Raw genomic sequence first — 18241 nt, 5'->3', positions numbered from 1 at the left:
TTAGCGCAACCGCGCAAGCACGGCGAGTGGCGTCGACCACCATTGCGCGGGCCGGCCCGATCCGGCCCCGTCGGCGCACGGGCGGTTCTTTTCGTCAACGAGCTATGGTGTAATGCCGGCATGAAAACCGGTAATCAGTTCAACACTGTCGCGCTCGTCGGCCGGAGCAACACGCCCGGCATCGCCGAGCCGCTCGCCACGCTGGCGGACAGCATTGCCACGCTCGGCTTCGAGGTCGTGTTCGAAGGCGATACCGCGCGGGAAATCGGCATCGCCGGCTACCCGGCGCTCACCCCGGCCGAAATCGGGGCACGAGCGGACGTGGCAATCGTGCTCGGCGGCGACGGCACGATGCTCGGCATCGGCCGCCAGCTTGCGCCGTACCGGACACCGCTGATCGGGATCAACCACGGGCGGCTCGGCTTCATCACCGACATCGCGGCCTCCGACATGCAGGCGCTCGTGCCCGTGATGCTGGCCGGCAAGTTCGAGCGCGAGGAGCGCTCGCTGCTCGAGGCGCGGATCGTACGCGACGGCGAACCGATCTACCACGCGCTCGCGTTCAACGACGTCGTCGTGAACCGCAGCGGCTTCTCCGGGATGGTCGAGCTGCGTGCGTCGGTCGACGGCCGCTACATGTACAACCAGCGCTCGGACGGCCTGATCGTCGCGACGCCCACCGGCTCGACCGCGTATGCGCTGTCGTCGGCCGGCCCGATCCTCCATCCGCAGCTGGCGGGCATCGTGCTCGTGCCGATCGCGCCGCACGCGCTGTCGAACCGGCCGATCGTGCTGCCCGACGATTCGAAGATCGCGATCCAGATCGTCGGCGGCCGCGACGTCAACGTGAACTTCGACATGCAGTCGTTCACGTCGCTCGAGCTGAACGACACGATCGAGGTGCGCCGCTCGAAGCACACGGTGCCGTTCCTGCACCCGATCGGCTACAGCTACTACACGACGCTGCGCAAGAAGCTGCACTGGAACGAACACGCATCGAACGAAGACGACAAGGCGTCCTGACGCCGCTCCGCCCGACACCATGCTCCGCCACCTCTCGATCCGCGACTTCGTCATCGTCGCCGCGCTCGATCTCGAATTCGACAGCGGCTTTTCCGTCTTTTCAGGCGAAACCGGCGCCGGCAAGTCGATCCTGATCGACGCCCTCGCCCTCGCGCTCGGCGAACGCGCCGACGCGAGCGTCGTGCGCACCGGCTGCGGCCGCGCCGACATCACGGCCGAGTTCACGCCGCACGACCGTGTCGCGCGCTGGCTCGACGACCACGCGTTCGACGCCGAGGACACCGTGATGCTGCGCCGCGTGATCGACGCGAACGGCCGGTCGCGTGCGTTCATCAACGGCACCAGCGCCACGCTCGCCCAACTGCGCGAACTCGGCGAGATGCTCGTCGACATCCACGGCCAGCACGCGCACCAGTTGCTGATGCGGCCCGACGCGCAGCGCGAGCTGTTCGACACGCACGCGGGGCTCGTCGCCGATGCCGCGAACGTCGCGCGCGCGTGGCGCGTGTGGCGCGACGCGACGCAGGCGATCGACGCCGCGAAGGCGCACGAGCGCGAATTGCAACTCGAGCGCGAAAAGCTCGCGTGGCAGCTCGCCGAACTCGACAAGCTCGCGCCGCAAGCCGGCGAATGGGACGAAGTCAGCAACGAACACAAGCGCCTGTCGCATTCGGCGAACCTGATCGAAGGCGTGCGCGGCGCGCTCAACGCGCTGTCCGAGTCCGACGACGCGATGCTCGCGCAGCTCGGCGCGATCGTGTCGAAGCTGCGCAGCCTGGCCGACTACGACACCGCGCTCGGCGATGCGCTGGCATCGCTGGAGCCGGCCGAGATCCAGTTGCAGGAAGCCGTGTATTCGCTGTCGCACTATGCCCAACGCGTCGATCTCGACCCGGAGCGGCTCGCGCAGGTCGAAACGCGGCTCGACGCGCTGCACTCGACCGCCCGCAAGTTCCGGCTGCCGCCCGACACGCTGCACGAGGAGCATGCGGCGCGCCGTGCGCAACTCGCCGCGCTCGACGCCGCCGCCGATCTCGGCGCGCTCGAGGCCGCGCAGGCCAAGGCGCGGGAAGCCTATCTCGCCGATGCGAAACGCCTGTCGAAGGCGCGCGCGCAGGCCGCGAAGGCGCTCGGCACGGCCGTCACGGCCGGCATGCAGGAACTGTCGATGGCAGGCGGCAGCTTCGAAGTCGCGCTCGTGCCGCTCGCCGACGGCGGCCCGCACGGGCTGGAACAGGTCGAATTCCGCGTGGCCGGGCACCCGGGCGTGCCGCTGCGGCCGCTCGCGAAGGTCGCGTCGGGCGGCGAGCTCGCACGGATCAGCCTCGCGCTCGCGGTCATCGCCAGCGCCGCGAGCCCGACGCCGACGCTGATCTTCGACGAAGTCGATACGGGAATCGGCGGCGGCGTCGCCGAAGTGGTCGGCCGCCTGCTGCACCAGCTCGGGCGCGACCGCCAGGTGCTGTGCGTGACGCACCTGCCGCAGGTCGCCGCGCGCGGCGACCATCATTTCCAGGTGGCGAAGGGCGCCGACGAGCGCGGTGGCACGGTATCGACCGTTGTCGCGCTCGACCGCGCCAGCCGGATCGAGGAAGTCGCGCGGATGCTCGGCGGGCTCGAAATCACCGCGACCACACGCAAGCACGCGAAGGAAATGCTAGCGGCCTGACGCCGGCTCCACGTTGGTCCGGATGCGGAAAGACCGGCGCATGCGCCGGTCTTTTTTGTTACGGCAGGCCAGCCGGTCGATTGCGGCCGGCCCGCGCCGCCGATCGTACGCCGGATTCGAACGGGCGACTCAAACGCCCGTTTCGACCGCCCCGAACACGCGCGCCCACAGCGCCGTCACGGCCGCCCGCTCGTCGGCCACGAGGGCCGGATCGACGCGCGCCTTCTCCATCCCGTCGAGCCGCAGCTTGTGCTGCAGCTTGCGGTACTTGCGATACGCCGCGCCGACGCGCTCGGCCTCGTCCGCGCCCATCAGCCCGAAGCGCGCGACCTCGCGCAGCAGCGCGATATTGCCGGTATTGCGGATCAGCTCGGCGTCGCTCGACGCGTGCAGCAGCACCCAGTACTGGACGATGAACTCGATGTCGACCATCCCGCCGCGATCGTGCTTCAGGTCGAACAGCCCGGTCTGGTTCGGGTGGCCGGCAAACACCTTCCCGCGCATGTCGACGATCTCCTTCGCGAGGATCGCCCCGTCGCGCGGCGTCGTCAGCACCTGCTGGCGGATCGCCTCGAAAGCCGCGCCGATCCGCGCGTCGCCCGCGCTGTAGCGGGCGCGCGTCAGCGCCTGGTGCTCCCACACCCACGCGGTGTTCGCGGCGTCGCCCTCGCGCAGTTGATAGCGGCGGAATGCGTCGAGATCGGTGACGAGCAACCCGGCCTCGCCGTTCGGCCGCAGCCGCAGGTCGATGTCGAACAGCGCGCCCGCGCCGGTCGCCGTCGTGAGCCACGTGATCAGGCGCCGCGTGAAGGTCGTGTAGACGTCCGCCGAACGCTCGTCCGGATCGTCGTACAGGAAGATCAGGTCGAGATCGGACGCATAGCCGAGCTCCTTGCCGCCCAGCTTGCCGTACGCGATCACCGCGAACATCGGCACGTCGCGATGGCGCTTCGCGAGCTGCGACCAGACGACTTCGATCGTCACGTCGAGCACCGCGTCGGCCAGCTCGGACAGCCGGTCGCTCACGTGCTCGACCGACAGTTGCCCGGCCAGGTCGATCAGCAGGATCCGGAACACCTCCGCGTGCTGCGCATGGCGCAGCAGGTCCATCTGCTGCTCGGGGCCGTCGGCCGCGGCGAGCCGCGCGCGCAGCGCCTCCTTGAACGCGGGCCAGTCGAACGGGCTCGCGATCGCCTCGTCGTCGAGCAGCTCGTCGAGCAGCTGCGGGTGGCGGATCAGGTAGCCGCCGCCCCAGCGCGTCGCGCCGAGCACCGACAGCACGCGGTCGAGCGCGGCCGGGTATTCGGTCAGCAGCGCGAGATAGACGCCGCGCCGGCTGACCGTCTCCAGCAGGTCGAACAGGCGCACGATCGTCTCGTCGCGGCGCGCGGCGTCGATCGTCGGCGCGGCGTCGAGCGCGCGCTGCGCGACGCTGTCGAAGCGCTGCCGGCTCTTTTCCGGCAGCCCGGTATAGCGCGACGATTGCCAGATCGCGCGCAGCCGCGCGAGCACGGCGGCCGGATCGGCGAAGCCCAGGCCGTCGAGGCGAGCGACCAGCGCGTCGTCCTCGCCGTCGTCGGCCAGCGCGCCGCTCCAGATCCACGCGGCGGCCGTGTCGTCGCCGGCCGTGCAAGGGCCGCCGCCCTTCACCTTGTCCGCGAAGATCTGGTCGAACTGCGCCTCGACGAAGTTCCGGTGCTCGTCCAGCACCGTCATCAGCGCCGCGTAGTCGGCAAACCCGAGCGACGCGGCCAGCGCCGCGCGCTCGTCGGGCTCGACCGGCATCGCGTGCGTCTGCGCGTCGTTGCGGTATTGCAGCCGGTGCTCGAGCGTGCGCAGGAAACGGTAGGCGTCGGTCAGGCGCGCGCATACGTCGTCGCCGATCAGCCCGCGCGCCTGCGCATGCCGCAGCACCGCGAGCGTCGGCCGCACGCGGAACTCCGCATCCTGGCCGCCGCGGATCAACTGGAACACCTGCGCGCTGAACTCGATCTCGCGGATCCCGCCGCGCCCGAGCTTGATGTCGTCGGCCTTGTCGGGCCGCATCGACGCCCGCCGCGCGGCTTCTTGCCGGATCTGCTGGTGCAGCGAACGGATCGCGCCGATCACGCCGAAATCAAGGTAGCGGCGATACACGAACGGCTTGACGATCGACTCGAGCTGCGCCGCGAGCCGCCGCGCCGCGTCGCTGTCGCCTTCCGACACGAGCCGCCCCTTGATCCACGCATAGCGCTCCCACTCGCGCCCCTGCACGTAGAAATATTCCTCGAGCATGCCGATGCTGCAGACGAGCGGCCCCGAATCGCCGTTCGGGCGCAGCCGCATGTCGACGCGAAACACGTAGCCGTCGGCCGTGACCTCGGACAGCACGCCGATCAGGCGCCGGCCGAGCCGCGTGAAGTATTCCTGCGTGGACAGCGGCGAACGCGTACCGCCCGTCGTCTCGCCGTCGTCCTCGTAGACGAAGATCAGGTCGATGTCCGACGACACGTTCAGCTCGCGGCCGCCGAGCTTGCCCATCCCGACCACGCCGAGCACGACGCGCTGGCCGTCGGCGCCGCGCGGCTCGCCGTACAGCGCCTCGAGTTCGGCCGACAGCAGCGCGAGCGAACGCTGCACGGCCACTTCGGCGAGATCGGTCATCGCGCCCGTCACTTCGGCGACGTCCGCCAGCCCGCGCAGGTCGCGCTCCGCGACCGCGCCGAACGCCTCGGCCCGCAGTTGCCGCAGCGCGCGCTTCAGTTGCTCCTCGTCCGGCGCGGACGTGCCGGCCGGCGTCGCGAGCAGCTCGGTGAGGCGCGCGTCGAGCCGCGCGCGGCCGAGCGGCGCGGCCGCCCACGCGGCGATCTGCGCGGCCAGCGCGGGCCGGGCGGCCGCCGCGCGGGCAAGGTATCGGGAATAGGACGTGCTGAGCAGGGCGGAAGCGTCGGTCATCGAGAAGCGGGCCTGGCGGAAAGACCGGCGGGCAGCGGGCCGGCACGTGCGCGCCCCGCTGCCGACCGGCCCGAATGGACTCGGCGCGGCCGCGCCGGACGCGCGTGCGCCCGTCGCGACGCCGCGCGCCGGAAAGCCCGTGCCGTACGGCCCCCAACGGCCGCCGACACGAACCCGTGTGATACATTTCAACGTCAGTCTGCAAAACTACCATATCGCCGCCCGTCCGCCGCATGTCCGACCGTCAGGAATCCGCCGTAGCTGCGCCCGAAGCGGGACCTCCGAAGCACGATCACCCGGTCCTGCGTCGCGTGTTCAGGGTGACGCTGGCAGTCGGGATCGGCACCTACTTCGTCGCGTCCGGCGCGTTCCTCGGGCTGCGCTACGTGCTGCTGCCGCGCATCGACGAATACCGCCCGCGCATCGAGCGCGCCGTGTCCGACAAGCTCCACGCGCAGCTTTCGATCGGCAAGCTTTCCCCGAACTGGTCCGGCATGCAGCCGGGCGTCGAGCTCACGAACCTGACGATCCGCGGCCGCGACGGCAAGGTCGCGCTGTCGGTGCCGCACGCGACGGCCGCGCTGTCGTGGATGTCGCTGCTGCGGCTGTCGCCCGCGCTGTCGAGCCTGATCGTCGACCAGCCCGACCTCGTCGTCGCGCGCGCGGCCGACGGCTCGCTGAGCGTCGCGGGCGTCGGCGTGGCCACCACCCACGGCGGCAACGACACGTTCGGCACGTGGCTGCTGAAACAGGAGGCGATCGTGCTACGCGGCGGCACGCTGCGCTGGCGCGACGCGCAGCACGATGCACCGGAGCTCGTGCTGTCGGGCATCCGGCTCGCGGTGCTCAACGACGGCCGCGTGCACAAGGCCGCGCTGCAGGCGCCCGCGAACGGCACGCTGCTGCTCGGCCCGCTCGATTTCCGCGCGCGCTTCAAGCACAAGCCGCTCGCGCCGATCGGCAAGCCGTCGAACTGGACCGGCGACGCGTACCTGTCGACCGGCCCGGTCGACCTGCAGACGCTCGCGCGCTACCTCGACATGCCGCTCACGATCCACGCGGGCCGGATCGACAACGCAATCTGGGCGACCTTCGGCGACGGCCACCTGCGCTCGGCGGGCGGCGATCTGCAAGGCGCCGACGTCGCGCTGCGCGTGCGCCCGACGCAGCCGCGGCTCGACGTGCCGACGGTCCGCTTCGGCTGGGACATGGCGCTCGATGCGGGCCAGGACTACACGCTGCACCTGACGCGCTTCAATGCGGAGCTCGGCCAGCCGCCGCTGCCGGACGGCACGCCGCTCGCCCGCTCGCTCGCGCTGTCGACGCTGACGGCACGCTACCGCGTGCCGACCGCGACCCAGGGACAACTGCTCAGCGTGGTCGGCGACCGCGTCGATCTCGGCATCCTCAGCGAATTCATCCGCGGGCTGCCGCTGCCGGCGCGCCTGCGCAACGAGCTGATCAAGATCGACCCGCGCGGGATGGTGTCGAACTATCACATCGAGGTCGAGCGCGCGAAACCCGCGCACGCCGATCTCGCCGACGAGGAGCGGCGCATGGGCGCCGCGCCGATCGTCCGCTACCGCTTCCTCGGCGATCTGCAAGGCATCAGCTTCGCGGCGCAGGAGCCGCCGCCCGGGCTCTCGCCGCGCGGCCACCCGCGCGCCGGCTGGCCGGGCGTCGAGAACCTGTGGGGCCGCGTCGATGCGAACGAGACCGGCGGCTCCGCGCATATCGACACGGTCAACGCGGCGGTCACCGTGCCCGGCGAATTCGACGAGCCGCGCCTGACGTTCGACCGGCTGCGCGGCAACGCCAAATGGACGATCACGCCCGCGCCCGGCGACAAGCACGCGCGCGTCGACGTGTCGCTGCCCGATCTGCTCGTGTCGAACCCCGATGCCGAAATCGCGGTGTCCGGCTCGTACACGAACCCCGGCCACGGCCGCGGCTCGCTCGACCTGCGCGCCGATTTCGCGCGCGCGTCGGTCGCGCGCATTCCGCGCTACCTGCCGACCGGGATGTCCGAGCACCTGCGCGACTATCTCGGCCATGCGCTGCAGGACGGCAAGGTGACCAAGGGCGCGTCGATCGTCGCACGCGGCCCGCTCGAGAAATTCCCGTTCGAACACGAGCCGGACGCCGGCGTGTTCCACATCGTCGCGCCGTTCACCGGCGGCCGCTTCGAGCCGACGCCGTACCCGCCGCGCAAGCTCGCGAACGGCACGCCGAGCGTCTGGCCGGCGCTCGACGGGATCGACGGCGTGTTCGAACTCGCGCAGAACAAGCTGCGTTTCGACATCGAGCGCGCGCGCTACAAGCGCGTCACGCTGACGAAGGTCGCGGGCCGCATCGACGATCTCGGCAATCCGTCGCACTCGCCGCTGATCATCGACGGCCATGCGCAGGGCCCGCTAGCCGACCTGATCGACTACGCGGACAACAGCTCGCTCGGCACGATGAGCGGCCACATCGGCCAGCGGATCGATGCGCAGGGGCCCGCGTCGCTCGCGCTCAAGATCACGATTCCGCAGCACGTCCCCCATCCGCACACGCACGTCGAAGGCGCGCTCGCGTTCGGCGGAAACACGCTGTCGACGAGCGGCGTGCCGCCGCTGTCGGCCCTGCGCGGCAGCGTCCGCTTCACCGAGGCCGGCGCGTCGCTGCACGGCCTGTCGGGGCGCTTCCTCGGCGGCCCGGTGCGCGCGAACGGCACATTCCGGTCGCATGGCCCGTACGCGGTGGACGTCGACGGCCGGCTCGCGCTCGACGCCGCGCGCGGCCTGAACCTGCACGGCGCGGCCGCCGCGCTGCTCGAACACGTGGTCGGCGACGCACCGTACCAGGTCGCCGTGCGTGGCGCGCCGGGCCGCCTGCCCGACGTCAGCGCGCAATCCGACCTGACGGGCGTCGCGCTGAACTTCCCGGCGCCGTTCGCGAAACCGGCCGGCACGCCGATGCCGTTCCGCTTCACGCTCCAGCCGGCGCCGCAGGCGGACGGCAAACGCCTCGAACACGCCGACCTGACGCTCGGCCCGGTGTCCGCGACCTACCTGCTCGACGCGACGCGCGGCCAGCCGCTGCGCGCGGTGCGCGGCGCGATGGGCATCCACCGGATGCCCGACATGCCGCAGGACGGCGTGAGCGCGGCCGTCGACGTCGCCGAGCTGGACGCCGACGCGTGGCTCGCGCTCGCCCACACGCTGCGGCCCGACACGCCGCGCGCACCGGCGCCGCCGGCCGCGCCGCGCGTCGATTTCGCGAGCTTCGCGCCGAAGCGCTTCGCGTTCCATTTCGGCACGCTGAAGCTGCTCAAGCGCAACTGGGAGAACGTGATCGTCGGCGCGTCGCACGTCGACGACCTGTGGCAGGCGAACATCGCGTCGAACCAGGTGTCGGGCTACCTGTCGTGGGCGCCGGGCGGCGGCCACAACGGCGCGGGCGTGCTCAACGCGCGGCTCGCGAAGCTCGTCGTGCCGCAGAGTGCGCAGCACGATCTCGTCGGCCGCGCGATGAACCTGCCGACGCCGACCGACCGCCCGATGCCGTCGATCGACCTGATCGTCGACCAGGTCGTCGCGCGCGATCACGACATCGGCCGGCTCGTCGTGAACGCGCGCAACATCGACGAAGACGGCACGCCCGTGTGGCAGCTCGACAAGCTGGAACTGTCGAACCCGGCCGCGAAGCTCACGGCCACCGGCAACTGGCGCACGTCGCGCCGCGCGCTCGCCCGTGGCGCCGACGAAAACGACGCGCCGCGCCGCACCGTGTTCGACTTCAAGCTCGACATCGACAACGCCGGCGCGCTGCTCGACCGCGTCGGCCTGCCGCGCACGCTCGCGGACGGTCACGGCTCGGTCACGGGGAAGGTCGGCTGGCGCGGCGGCCCGACCGCGCTGGACTTCCCGTCGCTCGGCGGCCAGGTCGCGGTCGACCTCGAACACGGGAAGATCCTGAAGGTCGACCCGGGCGCGGCGAAACTGCTCGGCGTGCTGAGCCTGCAGAGCCTCGCGCGCTTCCTGACGCTGAACTTCCGCGACGTGGTCGGCAAGGGGCTGCCGTTCGACAAGATCACCGGCACCGGCCGGATTTCGAACGGGATCGCGCGCACCGACGACTTCTCGATGATGACGGGCCCCGCGAACGTCACCGTGCGCGGCGCGGTCGATCTCGGGGCCGAGACGCAGGACCTGCATGCGCACGTCGCGCCGAAGATCAGCGCGGGCGCGGCCGCGATCGGGGCAGCCATCATCAACCCGCTGCTCGGCGTCGGCGTGCTGGCCGCGAACTACGCGCTGTCCGAAACGCTGTCGCACGCGTTCGCGCTCGACTACGCGATCACCGGCTCGTGGGCGCACCCGCACATCGAGCGGGTGCGGAGCGATCAGGGTAAGATGAATCACGGTCCGGCCGATGCATCGAGCCATTGAGCGCATATCGCGCCGCAGGGTGCCGGGCCGCACCCCATTTATGACGCAAGCGATTCCGCGATGACCGACCACGCCCGTTCCGCCACGCCCTTCCAGGTCGCCGCGCTGCAGATGGTGAGCGCGCCGGACGTCACCCGCAATCTCGCCGAAGCGCGGCGCCTGATCGCGGAGGCCGCCGGCGAAGGCGCGCAGCTCGTGCTGCTGCCCGAGTATTTCTGCTTCATGGGCCACCGCGACACCGACAAGCTCGCGCTCGCCGAACCGTACCGGGACGGCCCGATCCAGCAATTCCTCGCCGACGCCGCGCGCGACCACGGCATCTGGGTGATCGGCGGCACGCTGCCGCTGAAGGCGCCGCAGCCCGACCGCGTGCTGAACACGACGCTCGTGTTCGATCCGTCCGGCAACGAGGCCGCGCGCTACGACAAGATCCACCTGTTCAACTTCGAGAAAGGCGACGAATCGTTCGACGAGGCGCGCACGATCCGCGCGGGCGACACGGTCGTCGCGTTCGACGCGCCGTTCGGGCGGGTCGGCCTGTCGGTCTGTTACGATCTGCGCTTTCCGGAGCTGTATCGCCGCATGGGCGACTGCGCGCTGATGGTCGCGCCGTCGGCGTTTACGTATACGACGGGCCGCGCGCACTGGGAAACGCTGCTGCGCGCGCGGGCCGTCGAGAATCAGTGCTACGTGCTCGCGGCCGCGCAGGGCGGCAAGCACGAGAACGGCCGGCGCACGTGGGGCCACAGCATGCTGATCGACCCGTGGGGCGAGATCGTCGCGGTGCGCGACGAGGGTGCGAGCGTCGTGCTCGGCACGCTCGATCCGCAACGCATCGCCGACGTACGCCAGAGCCTGCCCGCGTGGCGGCACCGCGTGCTGACCTGAATCCGCCGCACCGCTTGAAACGCCGCGCGGCCCACCCATCTGCCCGGCAGCACCCGACAACTTTTTTGAGAACTCCCGATATCCGCATGAACATCATCGAACCCGGCATCCGCAACCTCGCGCTGGCGAAGGACATCCTGCTCACGCCGTACGGCCTCGACGAAAGCCTGCTCACGCGCACGATCGCCGACATCTTCACGCATCGCGTCGATTACGCGGACCTGTATTTCCAGGCGACCCGCAGCGAGGCATGGAGCCTCGAGGAAGGCATCGTCAAATCGGGCAGCTTCAGCATCGACCAGGGCGTCGGCGTACGCGCGGTCGCGGGCGACCGCACCGCGTTCGCGTACTCGGACGACCTGTCGCCCGAAGCGATCGCGCAAGCCGCTGCCGCCACCAAGGCGATCGCGGCGGCCGGCGGCGGCCGACAGAAGATCAAGGCAGCCACGTCGCTGACGGGCATCTCGGGCCGCGACCTGTACCTGCCGTCCGACCCGCTCGCGTCGCTCGACGCGACGGCCAAGGTCAAGCTGCTCGAACGCATCGAACAGATGGCGCGCGGGCGCGACCCGCGCGTCACGCAGGTGATGGCCGGCCTCGCCGGCGAATACGACGTCGTGCTCGTCGCGCGCAGCGACGGCGCGCTCGCGGCCGACATCCGCCCGCTCGTGCGCGTGTCGGTCACGGTGATCGCCGAACAGAACGGCCGCCGCGAGATCGGCTCGGGCGGCGGCGGCGGCCGCTTCGACTACGGCTACTTCACCGACGAAGTCCTGTCGCGCTACGTCGACGACGCCGTGCACGCGGCGCTCGTCAACCTCGACGCCCGCCCCGCGCCGGCCGGCGCGATGACGGTCGTGCTCGGCCCGGGCTGGCCGGGCGTGCTGCTGCACGAGGCGATCGGCCACGGGCTCGAAGGCGACTTCAACCGCAAGGGCTCGTCCGCGTTCGCGGGCCGGATCGGCGAGCAGGTCGCCGCGAAGGGTGTGACGGTGGTCGACGACGGCACGCTGCCGAACCGCCGCGGCTCGCTGAACATCGACGACGAAGGCAACCCGACGCAGTGCACGACGCTGATCGAGGACGGCATCCTGAAGGGCTACATCCAGGACACGCTGAACGCGCGCCTGATGAAGATGCCGGTCACGGGCAACGCGCGGCGCGAGTCGTACGCGGCGCTGCCGATGCCGCGCATGACGAACACGTACATGCTCAACGGCGACAAGGACCCGCAGGAAATCATCGCGTCGGTGAAGAACGGCCTGTACGCGGTGAACTTCGGCGGCGGCCAGGTCGACATCACGAACGGCAAGTTCGTGTTCTCGGCGTCCGAGGCGTACATGATCGAGAACGGCAAGGTCACCTACCCGGTGAAGGGCGCGACGCTGATCGGCAGCGGCCCGGAGTCGCTGAAGTACGTGAGCATGATCGGCAACGACATGTCGCTCGACACGGGCGTCGGCGTATGCGGCAAGGAAGGCCAGAGCGTGCCGGTCGGCGTCGGCCAGCCGACCCTGCGGATCGACAAGATGACGGTCGGCGGTACGGCATAACCGCATCGCGGCGCAGACAATCCGCGCATTTCGATGAAAACGCGCGGGTTGTCCGCATTTTTGAGCACCCCCGGTTGCCAGCCGCGCGCTGACCGGGTATAAATTCCGAATCAACTTTTTTGACGAGCCGAATTTCCGTCATGTCCGCCAAGTTTTACTTTTACTTTTTTTGGTATCTCAGACCGCTGGCGGATCGAGAGGGTTGATGGCGCGTGAAGCGCAACCGAAATTCCCGAAAAAACCGCCGGCGAACCCGGCGGTTTTTTTTCGCCCTTCGCCAGCCGGTCGCCGCCGCAGCGGCCCGCAGCCCCGACCGGCACCACTGAATTGCCTGAATTGATGAATCTGCCGCACGCGCACTGACCGAACGGCGCCCGGAACCAAGGAGAAACAGCATGCCCCCGCACAACACCGACGACGTCCGCATTCGCGAACTCAAGGAACTCACGCCGCCCGCCCACCTGATCCGCGAATTCGCGTGCTCCGAAGCCGCGTCCGAGCTGATCTACCACGCGCGCCAGTCGATGCACCGCATCCTGCACGGGATGGACGACCGGCTGATCGTCGTGATCGGGCCGTGCTCGATCCATGACACGAAGGCGGCGATCGAATACGCGGGCCGGCTCGTGAAGGAGCGCGAGCGCTTCAAGGGCGAACTGGAAATCGTGATGCGCGTGTACTTCGAGAAGCCGCGCACGACGGTCGGCTGGAAGGGGCTCATCAACGATCCGCATCTGGACAACAGCTTCAAGATCAACGAAGGGCTGCGTACCGCGCGCGAGCTGCTGCTGCAGATCAACGAAATGGGGCTGCCGGCCGCGACCGAATACCTCGACATGATCAGCCCGCAGTACATCGCCGACCTGATCTCGTGGGGCGCGATCGGCGCGCGCACGACCGAGTCGCAGGTGCACCGCGAGCTGGCATCGGGGCTGTCGTGCCCGGTCGGCTTCAAGAACGGCACCGACGGCAACGTGAAGATCGCGGTCGACGCGATCAAGGCCGCGTCGCAGCCGCACCATTTCCTGTCGGTGACGAAGGGAGGCCATTCGGCGATCGTGTCGACGGCCGGCAACGAGGACTGCCACGTGATCCTGCGCGGCGGCAAGACGCCGAACTACGACGCGGACAGCGTGAACGCCGCCTGCGCGGACATCGGCAAGGCCGGCCTCGCCGCGCGCCTGATGATCGACGCGAGCCACGCGAACAGCTCGAAGAAGCACGAGAACCAGATCCCCGTGTGCGCGGACATCGGCCGCCAGATCGCGGCCGGCGACGAGCGCATCGTCGGCGTGATGATCGAGTCGCACCTCGTCGAGGGCCGCCAGGACCTGAAGGAAGGCTGCGCGCTGACCTACGGCCAGAGCATCACCGACGCGTGCATCGCGTGGGACGACAGCGTGAAGGTGCTCGAAGGCCTCGCGGAATCGGTGAAGGCGCGGCGCGTCGCGCGCGGCAGCGGGAACTGAAGAAACGCCGCCAGGTTGATCGTATGGCCCCGCCTGGCGCCGAATTGGCCGTACGGCCAGCCTGCGGTCGGCGTGTTGCTCTGCTAGACTAGCTAACATCATCTAGCTAACCAGAGGATCGATCATGTCGACCGTCAACATGCACGATGCCAAGTCGCGGCTTTCCAGCCTCGTGGAAGCGCTTGAATCGGGGCGCGAAGCCGAAGTCGTGATCGCGCGCAATGGTCATCCGGTCGCCCGGATCGTTCCGTACACCGCGCCGAAGCGGATCGGCGCAGCCCGTCAGTTGCTTGCCGGACTGAACATTCCGACAAGCGTCGAGGCATTCAATGCCGGCGATGAATCGATCGCCGCCGACTTCGATGCCAGCTCGGACCATGGGCTTGCACCGTGAAGCTGCTGCTCGATACGCACATCGCGCTCTGGGCGGCCGAAGGCGCACCGCAACTTTCGGCAGCCGCGGCCGCGTTGATCGAACATCCCCAAAACACGCTGTACGTCAGCGCCGCGTCGATTTGGGAAATCGCGATCAAGTACCGCAAAGGCAATCTGCCCGTCCATCCGAGAGATGCGCGTTCGGCATTTCGGCTGGCAGGTTTTGCGGAGTTGCCGATCAGCAGCGATCACGCCGAGGCAGTCGCCGCGTTGCCGGATTTCCCGGACCATGCCGATCCGTTCGACCGCGTGATGGTCGCGCAGGCACTCCATGAAGGCATGCCGCTCGTCAGTGCCGATCCGAAGATGTGGCGCTACCACGCAACGCTGATGTTGCGCGCCTGAAGTCGCCCCAAGGCGCCGCAAGTAAAAAGCCCGGCTCGCGCCGGGCTTCGTCATTGCATCGTTGCATTGGCCGAAACCGGCCGCCGGACCTCACTCGAGCGCGCCCGACCCGAAGATTTCCGTGTTCACGCGTTCCGGCGCGACGCCGAGGGCGACCAGCGCGTCGCGTTGCGCCTTCATGAACGCGATCGGGCCGCAGATGTAGTAATCGGCATCCGGCACCAGCGCGTACTGCTTCACACGCTCCTGCGTGAGGCGGCCTTCGAGGTCGTGATCGACACCGGCACGATCGTTCGGACCGACCAGCTCGTACAGCACCGTGCGCTTGACGTTCGCATGCTCGCGCACCGCGTCGTTCAGCCAGTCGCGGAATGCGTGCACCGCGCCCGAACGGCATGCGTGGATGAAGCGCACGTCGCGCTTGCTGCCTTCGGCGATCAGCGTCGACGCCATCGACATCATCGGCGTGATGCCGACGCCGCCGGAGATCAGCACGACCGGCGTATCGGCCTCGCGCTTCAGCGAGAAGTCCCCCATCGGCGCGGTCGCCTCGACGATCGCGCCCTCTTCCACGCCGTCGTGCATCAGCGTCGACACCTTGCCGGCCGGGATCGCTTCCGGCTTGCCGGCCTCGCGCTTCACCGAGATGCGCAGCCACTTGCCATGCGGCGCGTCGGACAAGCTGTACTGACGCGGCTGGTCGACGCCGAGATCGCCGACGAAGCGCTTCACCGTGATGTACTGGCCCGGCTCGAACGTCGGCGCTTCGCCGCCGTCGGCGGGCGTCAGGTAGAACGACGTGATCTCGTCGCTTTCACGCACCTTGCGCGCGACCTTGAACGGGCGGAAGCCGCTCCACGCGGCATTCGCGTACAGGTCGGCCTCGGCGCCGATCAAAATCTGCGCGAGCTGGCCGTACGCGACGCGCCACGCTTCGAGCGTGCCGGCATCGACCGCGTCGCCGAGCACTTCGACGATCGCCGCGAGCAGGTTCTCGCCGACGATCGGGTAATGCTCGGGACGGATGTTCAGGCTCGCGTGCTTGTGCGAGATGCGCGACACCGCGCCGCCCAGCGCGCCCAGATTGTCGATGTTCGCCGCATACGCGTAGACGGCCTTCGCGAGCGTCTCGGGCTGGCTGCCGGTCTTCTGGTGCGTCTGGTTGAACAGGTTCTTCAGTTCCGGATGACGCGCGAACATGCGCTGGTAGAAGTGCTTCGTGATCGTCGCGCCGTGCTCGGCGAGGACGGGGGCGGTGGCCTTCACACGGGCCATCTGGTCGGCGGTGAGGTGGGTCATGTTCGTTCTCCGTTAAACATGCACATACGATACTTGTTTAAAAACGAACACCCCTCGGGCAAATTGTCGCAGCGCGCAACAAGCGTGACGGTTGGCTAGCGGACGCGCCCGCGCTCCCACAGCACGTCGGCGCCACCGTCGACGCGGTTCAGCACGCGCGCCAGCACGAACAGCAGGTCGGACAGCCGGTTCACGTACCGCCGCGGCGCATCATTGAGCGTGTCGCCGCGCCCGAGGGCGACGATCGAGCGCTCCGCGCGGCGGCACACGGTTCGGCAGACGTGCGCGAGCGACGCCGCGCGCGAGCCGGCCGGCAGGATGAATTCCTTCAGCGGCGGCAGCGTCGCGTTGTAGTCGGCGAGCCACTGGTCGAGGCGCGCGAGATGCGTATCGTCGAGCACTGCGTGGCCGGGGATGCACAGCTCGCCACCGAGATCGAACAGGTCGTGCTGGATCGTGACGAGGGCGGTGCGCACGTCGTCCGGCAGCGCCTCGGCCAGCAGCACGCCGAGATTTGAGTTCAGTTCGTCGACGTCGCCGATCGCGGCGATCCGCGCGTCGTCCTTGCCGATGCGCCGTCCGTCGCCGAGGCCGGTGGTGCCGTCGTCGCCCGTGCGCGTCGCGATCTTGCTCAAGCGGTTGCCCATGCGAATGTCCTCTCGTGCGCGGCCGCCACGCGGCCCGGTTGGCTGGAACGCGATTATCGCAGCCCGCGGCGCGAGGCGCAGCGGACGTTACGGCGTAGAATGAGCCGACAGTACGACAAGCAGTCAGGAGACATTCGTGAATCACCCTGCCCCGCCGGCCGCCACGCGCCGCCCGCTGCCCCCCGCCATGCTCGATGCGCTGCGCGCCGCCTTCGGCGAGCGCGTGTCGACCGCCGACGCGGTCCGCGCCCATCACGGCCGCGACGAATCCCCGTTCGACCCGCAACTGCCCGACGCCGTCGTGTTCGCGCGCAGCACCGACGACGTGCGCGAAGTCGTGTCGCTGTGCTCGCTCTACGGCGTGCCGCTGATCCCGTACGGCGCCGGCTCGTCGCTCGAAGGCCACCTGCTCGCGGTACGCGGCGGCGTGTCGCTCGACCTGTCGGAAATGAACCGTGTGCTGTCGATCAACGCCGAAGACCTGACCGTGACGGTCGAGCCGGGCATCACGCGCAAGGCGCTCAACGACGCGCTGCGCGACACCGGCCTGTTCTTCCCGATCGATCCGGGCGCCGACGCCAGCATCGGCGGGATGACCGCGACCCGCGCCTCCGGCACCAACGCCGTGCGCTACGGCACGATGCGCGAGAACGTGCTCGGCCTCACCGCGGTGCTCGCGGACGGCCGCGTGGTGAAAACCGGCTCGCGCGCGCGCAAGTCGTCGGCCGGCTACGACCTCACGCGTCTGTTCGTCGGGTCCGAAGGCACGCTCGGCGTGATCACCGAGATCACGCTGCGCCTGCACCCGCTGCCCGAGGCCGTGTCGGCCGCGATCTGCACGTTCCCGACCATGGGTGACGCGGTGCGCACAGTGATCGAGACGATCCAGATCGGCGTGCCGATCGCGCGCGTCGAATTCGTCGATGCACTCGCGGTGCGCTCGATCAACCGTCACTCGAACCTGACGCTCGCCGAAGCGCCGACGCTGTTCTTCGAATTCCACGGCACCGAGGCCGGCGTGAAGGAACAGGCCGAACTCGTGCAGGCGCTCGCCGGCCAGAACGCCGGCCAGGGCTTCGAATGGGCGACGCGCCCCGAGGATCGCACGCGGCTCTGGTCCGCGCGCCACAACGCGTATTTCGCGATGCTTCAGCTGAAGCCCGGCTGCCGCGCGGTGACGACCGACGTATGCGTGCCGATCTCGCAGCTCGCCGCGTGCGTCGAGGAAACCGAGGTCGACCTGCGTGCGTCGTCGCTGCCCTGCCCGATCGTCGGCCACGTCGGCGACGGCAATTTCCACGTCGCGATCCTGATCGATCCCGACAAGCCGGAGGAACTGGCCGAAGCCGAACACATCAACGACCGGATCGTCGAGCGTGCGCTGCGCCTGGGCGGCACCTGCACCGGCGAGCACGGCGTCGGGCTGCACAAGATGCGCTTCCTGCCGAAGGAGCACGGCGACAACGCGATCGACACGATGCGCGCGATCAAGCTCGCGCTCGATCCGCGCAACCTGATGAATCCGGGCAAGATTTTCACGTGCTGA

12 protein-coding genes are annotated in these 18241 nt (G+C 69.4%); 9 read left to right on the top strand and 3 right to left on the bottom strand.

Annotated features, from left to right (window positions below):
- The first annotated feature begins 120 nt into the window (after positions 1-120).
- Both CFB52_RS03575 and recN read left to right on the top strand, forming a co-directional pair.
- Positions 121-1023 carry an NAD kinase gene (locus CFB52_RS03575; protein ID WP_006492558.1) on the top strand — a complete coding sequence of 301 codons (903 nt, stop codon included), beginning with the start codon at positions 121-123 and terminating at the stop codon, positions 1021-1023.
- A gap of 19 nt (positions 1024-1042) precedes the next feature.
- Positions 1043-2692, top strand: coding sequence for a DNA repair protein RecN (gene recN, locus CFB52_RS03570; protein ID WP_059574289.1), 1650 nt, complete (start codon positions 1043-1045; stop codon positions 2690-2692).
- Between the two features lie 129 nt (positions 2693-2821).
- Here the strand turns inward: recN and glnE are convergent, their stop codons facing one another.
- Complete coding sequence (gene glnE, locus CFB52_RS03565) at positions 2822-5626, bottom strand: bifunctional [glutamate--ammonia ligase]-adenylyl-L-tyrosine phosphorylase/[glutamate--ammonia-ligase] adenylyltransferase (RefSeq protein ID WP_059574290.1); 2805 nt, start codon at positions 5624-5626, stop codon at positions 2822-2824.
- Positions 5627-5859: 233 nt separating this feature from the next.
- Here glnE and CFB52_RS03560 point away from each other — a divergent pair, with 233 nt between their 5' ends.
- The 6 genes from CFB52_RS03560 to CFB52_RS03530 all read left to right on the top strand — a co-directional run bounded on the left by CFB52_RS03560 (position 5860) and on the right by CFB52_RS03530 (position 14749).
- On the top strand, positions 5860-10059 hold the full coding sequence (locus CFB52_RS03560; protein WP_099316087.1) for a YhdP family protein: 4200 nt from the start codon (positions 5860-5862) through the stop codon (positions 10057-10059).
- Positions 10060-10119: 60 nt separating this feature from the next.
- The gene (locus tag CFB52_RS03555; protein WP_099316086.1) at positions 10120-10947 is read left to right on the top strand and encodes a carbon-nitrogen hydrolase family protein; all 828 of its coding nucleotides are present in this window, start codon (positions 10120-10122) and stop codon (positions 10945-10947) included.
- A gap of 86 nt (positions 10948-11033) precedes the next feature.
- Positions 11034-12500: a metalloprotease TldD gene (gene tldD / locus CFB52_RS03550; RefSeq protein ID WP_059574293.1), complete on the top strand. Its 1467-nt coding sequence runs from the start codon at positions 11034-11036 to the stop codon at positions 12498-12500.
- A 395-nt stretch (positions 12501-12895) separates the two neighbouring features.
- Entirely contained in the window at positions 12896-13969 is a 1074-nt protein-coding gene (gene aroG / locus CFB52_RS03540; RefSeq protein ID WP_059642150.1) for a 3-deoxy-7-phosphoheptulonate synthase AroG, read from the top strand.
- Positions 13970-14093: 124 nt separating this feature from the next.
- The gene (locus CFB52_RS03535; RefSeq protein WP_099316085.1) at positions 14094-14363 is read left to right on the top strand and encodes a type II toxin-antitoxin system Phd/YefM family antitoxin; all 270 of its coding nucleotides are present in this window, start codon (positions 14094-14096) and stop codon (positions 14361-14363) included.
- Positions 14360-14749 carry a type II toxin-antitoxin system VapC family toxin gene (locus tag CFB52_RS03530; protein ID WP_059574296.1) on the top strand — a complete coding sequence of 130 codons (390 nt, stop codon included), beginning with the start codon at positions 14360-14362 and terminating at the stop codon, positions 14747-14749. The genes CFB52_RS03535 and CFB52_RS03530 overlap by 4 nt, the downstream gene beginning before the upstream one ends.
- Before the next feature lie 90 nt (positions 14750-14839).
- Here the strand turns inward: CFB52_RS03530 and hmpA are convergent, their stop codons facing one another.
- The gene (gene hmpA / locus CFB52_RS03525) at positions 14840-16048 is read right to left on the bottom strand and encodes an NO-inducible flavohemoprotein (protein WP_059574297.1); all 1209 of its coding nucleotides are present in this window, start codon (positions 16046-16048) and stop codon (positions 14840-14842) included.
- A 95-nt stretch (positions 16049-16143) separates the two neighbouring features.
- Positions 16144-16695 carry a cob(I)yrinic acid a,c-diamide adenosyltransferase gene (locus CFB52_RS03520; protein WP_059574298.1) on the bottom strand — a complete coding sequence of 184 codons (552 nt, stop codon included), beginning with the start codon at positions 16693-16695 and terminating at the stop codon, positions 16144-16146.
- A 136-nt stretch (positions 16696-16831) separates the two neighbouring features.
- Between CFB52_RS03520 and CFB52_RS03515 the strand changes: the two genes are divergently transcribed.
- Positions 16832-18241, top strand: a complete 1410-nt coding sequence (locus CFB52_RS03515; RefSeq protein WP_059574299.1) for an FAD-binding oxidoreductase — start codon at positions 16832-16834, stop codon at positions 18239-18241.

Source organism: Burkholderia sp. AU18528 (assembly GCF_002223215.2).
GTDB classification, from domain to species: Bacteria; Pseudomonadota; Gammaproteobacteria; order Burkholderiales; family Burkholderiaceae; genus Burkholderia; species Burkholderia semiarida.
The sequence above is the reverse complement of the archived record's forward strand: the minus strand, read 5'-3'. Positions and strand labels throughout refer to the sequence as shown.